Raw genomic sequence first — 6,128 nt, 5'->3', positions numbered from 1 at the left:
GGCTTTGATTATAAATTGCGCCTATTGCTTGTGATTTTTGATAGCTGCGATGCTCATGTATTGGCATACATTGTGCGTCTCGCTTCAAAACTCCCTGCGAATAGCTCGCAATTTAATCATCAAAGCGGATATGTGTAAGACTTTGATGAGAAAGAAATACGAAGCCCTGACCTAACGGTCGGGGCTTTTTTGTATCTTTAATCTTTGATGAAAAACCAATAAAGCCCTGGCCTGACGGTCAGGGCTTTCTTTTTTTGTTCGTATTTGCTCGTCTCATTGCACATTGCACATTGCACATTGCACATAGCACATAGCACAAAAAGCCTCTCTATAATAGAGAGGCTTTTGTCGTTTTAACCAGTGTCGTTTTAACCAATATTGACAGATTAAATGGAATTTTTGTCTATCAGATCCTGAGTACGCTCGGCTGGCTCGTCAAGTCCGAGCTTCTTATAGGCTTTTAGCATCAGAGGCAAAGAAGCTTTAGCGGCTTCAGTGTCAGGGAAGTCTCGTTGTAAGGCCTGGCAACGGTTAACGGCTGCAACCCAAGCTTCACGACGAATATAGTAGTCGGCGGCGGCTAACTCGTATTGCGCTAAACGATTTTTTAACCCGATCATACGTGCCTTTGCATCAGCAGCATACTCGCTATTGGGATAGCGTTCGAGTAAGCGGCGAAAATCAGCAAATGCTTTACGAGCCGGCTGAGGGTCACGATCATTGCGCTCCATACGGAGAATGTCGTGGATTAGGCTACGATCTTGTGCCATATGAACGAGGCCTCGCATATAGGCAACCCAGTCACTTTCGGCATGAGCGGGGTGCATACGCATAAAGCGATCAATGGTTGCTTCGGCCAAGGCCAGATCGTCATTTTTGTAATACGCATAGATAAGATCCAGTTGCACTTGATCGGAATAAGCACCAAACGGATAGCGAGAGTCCAATGCCTCAAGCTTTTCAATAGCTGTTATCCATGCCCCTTTGTTTAACTGCGCTTCAGCATCCTGATACAGTTTGGATGGCGGATCGTCTTGGACAACTTGACTGTTGCTTGAGCAACCGACGAGTACAGAGGCTGCGAGTAGCGCAGTAAGGGTTAGGCGTTTCATGGGTTATCGCACTTCCTTGAAAAGTTTTTATGCCATCTGGATTACGGTCACAGCGGCAAACAGATACAATGTCATTATCCCGGCTATTTTATCCAGTGATAGGCGACTATAGCAAAAGGCGTTTATCGGCGATATGCCGAGCGCCACGATAGCGGCTGTTGCGAGGGTTTAGTCATAGAAATCACAGAAAAGTTCGGTATGGCACAACAGATAGAATTATCCCATCAGATCCAAGAACACCAAATGGGTCAGCGACTCGATCAAGCGATCGCAGAGCTGTTTCCCGATTACTCTCGCTCTCGGATCAAAACATGGATTCAAGCAGGGCAAGTCTCACTCGATGGTATGGCGGTAGACAAGCCTCGTCAGAAAGTCATGGGCGGGGAGCAGGTTGAGATTGCCACAGAGATTGAAGATGACGATCGCTGGCTACCCCAAGAGATACCGCTCGACGTCGTCTATGAAGATAATGACCTCTTGGTGATTAATAAACCTGCTGGGCTTGTGGTGCATCCAGGTGCCGGCTGTCCGGATGGAACACTATTGAATGGTTTACTTCACCGTTATCCTGATATCGGGGATGTACCGCGTGCAGGGATAGTGCATCGTTTGGATAAAGATACCACGGGCCTAATGGTGGTTGCGAAAACGATCCCCGCGCAGACCCGACTGGTACGCGCGCTACAAAAACGTAAAATCACGCGTGAATACGAAGCGATTGCGATTGGCAATATGACCGGTGGTGGCATGGTGGACAAACCGATAGGCCGCCATTCAACAAAACGGACTCATATGGCCGTCCAAGAATTAGGGAAGCCTGCGATAACCCATTATCGGGTTGCAGAGCATTTCCGGGGTCATACACGGTTACGTTTGCGACTAGAGACGGGGCGGACTCACCAAATCCGAGTGCATATGGCGTATTTAAATCATCCTCTGGTAGGGGACCCGCTTTATGGCGGTAAGGCAAAGCCTCCACGTCAAGCCGGCGAGATCTTGGTTCAGACGCTAAGGCAGTTCAAGCGCCAAGCATTACATGCCGCCATGTTACGTCTTGACCATCCGATCACGGGTGAGCAAATGGAATGGCATGCCCCGATCCCCGACGATATGGTCGCATTGACGGAGCATTTACGTAGCGACCAAGCGGAAAACGGAGAAGACGAGTACTAATGGATTACCTCCAACCTGATTGGCCGGCTCCTGATAATATCGGTGCACTTACCACAACTCGTAAAGGGGGAGTGAGCCAGGGCGTGTTTGCGGGTTGGAATCTTGGTATGCATGTGGGTGATGATCCAGATGCCGTGCAAAAAAATCGTCTTGCTCTAGCCGGTATGGTTCACGGAGAACTGACGTGGCTTGAGCAAGTTCATGGGACTGAGGTCGCACGGCTGCCACATCAAGAAACACATCCCAAAGCCGATGCAGCATTTACAGATACCGTCGGACAAGCTTGTACGGTTATGACCGCTGATTGCTTACCGGTGCTTTTTTGTAGCCATGATGGTTGCCAAGTCGCGGCGGCACATGCCGGGTGGCGAGGGCTACTAAATGGTGTTTTAGAATCAACCCTCGCTTTATTTGCGCAACCAGAACGCTGTTTTGTTTGGTTGGGGCCGGCAATTGGTCCACAAGCTTTTGAAGTCGGTGAAGATGTTTATCAGGCATTCATCTCGTATTCTTGGCAGACCAAGGCCGCTTTTTCACCTCGAGGGTCAGACAAGTATTTGGCTGATCTCTATGCGCTTGCAAGGCAACGACTAATAGCTATTGGCGTGACCGCGATTTATGGGGGATCGCTATGTACCTACCAGCAAGGCGATCAATTTTATTCCTATCGCCGAGATGGACAAACGGGGCGGATGGCAACGTGTATCTGGCGAATGAAATAAAGTCGTCTTAGGTGCTTGAAAAATACCTGCATCGTGCCCATTTATTCATCAACTAAAGGTGTTAAGTGGGAGGAACTAACGATGCGCCTTGACCGTTTTACCAGTAAGTTTCAAATTGCCATTTCTGATGCGCAATCACTCGCGTTAGGGCGAGACCATCAATATATTGAACCCGTTCACTTGATGACCGCACTCCTGAATCAAGATAGCAGTGCGATTCGTCCGCTATTAACCATGCTGAACGTGGATGTGAGCCAACTGCGCTCTAGCCTTTCTGAGTTATTGGATCGCGTCCCTCAAGTCACAGGCACGGGCGGTGAGGTTCAGCTTTCGAATCATCTGGGTAACTTATTTAACCTTTGCGATAAGATCTCACAAAAGCGTAAAGACAAATATATCTCTTCTGAGCTTTTTGTCTTAGCTGCGGTAGAAGATAAAGGGCCGCTTGGGGAGCTATTGCGCAGCCATGGCCTGACATCACAAAAAGTTGAACAAGCGATAGAAAAAGTCCGTGGCGGTCAGCAAGTCGATGACCCCAACGCCGAAGAAAACCGGCAGGCGTTGGAGAAATTTACCCTGGATCTGACCGAGCGTGCTGAGCAAGGCAAACTGGATCCTGTTATCGGCCGTGATGATGAAATTCGCCGGACCATCCAAGTGCTACAGCGTCGTACCAAAAACAATCCCGTCCTGATTGGTGAGCCTGGTGTAGGCAAAACCGCGATTGTTGAGGGGTTAGCCCAGCGTATTGTGAATGGTGAGGTACCGGAAGGTTTGCGCCGTAAACGCGTGCTTTCTCTCGATATGGGGGCGCTAGTCGCTGGGGCTAAATACCGTGGGGAGTTTGAAGAGCGACTAAAAGCGGTATTAAATGAACTGGCGAAAGAGGAAGGTAATGTCATCCTCTTTATTGATGAACTTCATACCATGGTCGGGGCCGGTAAAGCTGAAGGGGCCATGGATGCCGGGAATATGCTCAAACCTGCCTTGGCACGGGGCGAGCTTCACTGTGTGGGCGCAACGACACTTGATGAATACCGCCAATATGTAGAGAAAGATGCGGCATTAGAACGTCGCTTTCAAAAAGTATTGGTGAATGAGCCGAATGTAGAAGACACGGTCGCCATTCTGCGCGGATTAAAAGAGCGTTACGAGCTGCACCATGCGGTAGAAATTACCGATCCGGCCATCGTCGCCGCAGCCAGCTTGTCACATCGCTACATTGCCGATCGCCAGTTACCCGATAAAGCCATTGATCTTATTGACGAAGCGGCCTCCAGCATTCGGATGCAAATTGATTCGAAACCCGATTCGTTAGATCGCTTAGAACGACGCATTGTCCAACTTAAAATTGAACAACAAGCACTAGAAAAAGAAGAAGATAGTGCGAGTCAAAAGCGTTTAGAGACATTGCGTGACGAGCTAGAGGCAAAAGAGCGTGATTATGCCGAGCTCGAAGAGGTCTGGAACACAGAAAAAGCCGCTGTATCTGGAGCTCAACATATAAAAGCTGCTTTAGAGCAAGCACGAACTGACATGGAGATAGCGCGGCGAGCCGGGGATTTAAGCCGAATGTCAGAACTACAGTATGGCAAAATTCCTGACTTAGAAAAGCAGCTCGATCTTGCTAGCCAAGCAGAAATGCAGGAAATGACTTTATTGAAAAACCGAGTCACAGAGGCTGAGATCGCAGATGTTATTGCACGGCAGACAGGGATCCCTGTTTCTCGTATGCTGGAAAGCGAAAAAGAAAAGCTACTTAAAATGGAATCAGCCTTGCACCAGCGGGTGATAGGTCAAAATGAAGCGGTCGGTGCGGTCGCCAATGCCATTCGGCGTAGCCGAGCCGGACTGGCGGATCCGAATCGCCCGATTGGCTCTTTCCTTTTCCTTGGGCCGACAGGGGTGGGTAAAACTGAGTTGTGTAAGTCGCTGGCCGAATTCATGTTCGATAGCCGCGATGCTATGGTTCGGATAGATATGTCTGAATTTATGGAAAAACACTCGGTAGCACGCTTAGTTGGCGCGCCTCCTGGTTATGTTGGATATGAGGAAGGGGGCTATCTTACTGAAGCGGTTCGTCGTCGTCCCTATTCGGTAATTCTACTTGATGAGATAGAAAAAGCGCATTCTGATGTATTCAACATCTTGTTGCAGGTACTCGATGATGGGCGTTTAACGGATGGTCAGGGGCGAACGGTTGATTTTCGAAATGCCGTCGTCATCATGACCTCCAATCTGGGTTCAGAGCAAATCCAAGCACACTTTGGTGAACTGGATTATGCAGGCATGAAGCAAACAGTGATGGAGGTGGCGGCGAATCATTTCCGACCGGAGTTTATTAACCGTATTGATGAAGCCGTTGTGTTCCATCCACTGGTTGAAGAGCATATAAAAGAAATCGCTGGCTTGCAGATGCAAGAGCTTGCCCGACGAATGGCAGAAAAAGATTTCAAATTGGAGATTTCCGAAGCCGCGCTTGCCAAGGTTGCTCAAAGCGGGTTTGATCCTGTCTACGGAGCGCGTCCACTTAAACGGGCTATCCAACAGACAATCGAAAACCCACTGGCGCAACAAATCTTGAGTGGGGAACTGGTCCCAGGTCAGCCCGTTTGGCTTGATGTTGAGAATGACCATGTCATTGCAAAACAAGGCTAACCCAGCCCTATCAGGCAAAAGCCACCATTTTTGGTGGCTTTTTTCTTGGTTTGACTCAAAAACGCTTAGGAATAATGCAAATTGTTGGGTTTTTGCGCGCCTGAGATCTTTTTATCAAAAACTCCTTGCGCCAAAAAATTACCTCTCTATAATGCGCTCTCGTTGGCACGGCAAGCCGAGCTAACAACGGCAACAAAGACAAGTAAAACAAAATGCTTGACTCAATGCCAAAGTGGCGTATTATGCCACTCCCGCTCAACAATGGGCGGCGCTCTTTAACAATTTGACCTATGCAATCTGTGTGGGCACTCGTTGAGAATAGACAAAAAGATTTATTCGATGAACTGAGTGACCAATTCATGTTGGTACAGCCTTGAGCTGTTTTGATTTCACTTTTTTAAAAGTGGATGCCAACAAGAGCACAGTCAATTCGTTTGTCTCGCAAGAGACGAACAAAACAGTA

Annotated in this window: 4 protein-coding genes; 3 read left to right on the top strand and 1 reads right to left on the bottom strand. The window is 48.5% G+C overall.

Annotated elements, in window-relative coordinates; translation table 11 throughout:
- Positions 1-386: 386 nt before the first annotated feature.
- On the bottom strand, positions 387-1,112 hold the full coding sequence (bamD, locus tag BZG77_RS14035) for an outer membrane protein assembly factor BamD (protein ID WP_077647689.1): 726 nt from the start codon (positions 1,110-1,112) through the stop codon (positions 387-389).
- Positions 1,113-1,310: 198 nt separating this feature from the next.
- On the opposite strand from bamD, the gene rluD reads away from it, so the two are divergent.
- From rluD to clpB, 3 genes are all read left to right on the top strand, one after another.
- Complete coding sequence (gene rluD, locus BZG77_RS14030) at positions 1,311-2,285, top strand: 23S rRNA pseudouridine(1911/1915/1917) synthase RluD (protein WP_077461943.1); 975 nt, start codon at positions 1,311-1,313, stop codon at positions 2,283-2,285.
- Complete coding sequence (gene pgeF / locus BZG77_RS14025) at positions 2,285-3,007, top strand: peptidoglycan editing factor PgeF (protein WP_077647688.1); 723 nt, start codon at positions 2,285-2,287, stop codon at positions 3,005-3,007. The genes rluD and pgeF overlap by 1 nt, the downstream gene beginning before the upstream one ends.
- Positions 3,008-3,088: 81 nt before the next feature.
- Positions 3,089-5,665 (top strand): ATP-dependent chaperone ClpB, encoded by a 2,577-nt coding sequence (clpB, locus tag BZG77_RS14020; protein WP_077647687.1) that lies wholly within the window; start codon positions 3,089-3,091, stop codon positions 5,663-5,665.
- Positions 5,666-6,128 lie beyond the last annotated feature (463 nt).

Origin of the sequence: Salinivibrio sp. IB643 (assembly GCF_001996105.1) — a bacterium.
In the GTDB taxonomy this organism is placed as follows: domain Bacteria; phylum Pseudomonadota; class Gammaproteobacteria; order Enterobacterales; family Vibrionaceae; genus Salinivibrio; species Salinivibrio costicola.
Note: the sequence above shows the minus strand (reverse complement) of the source record. Positions and strands in the feature narration are given on the sequence as shown.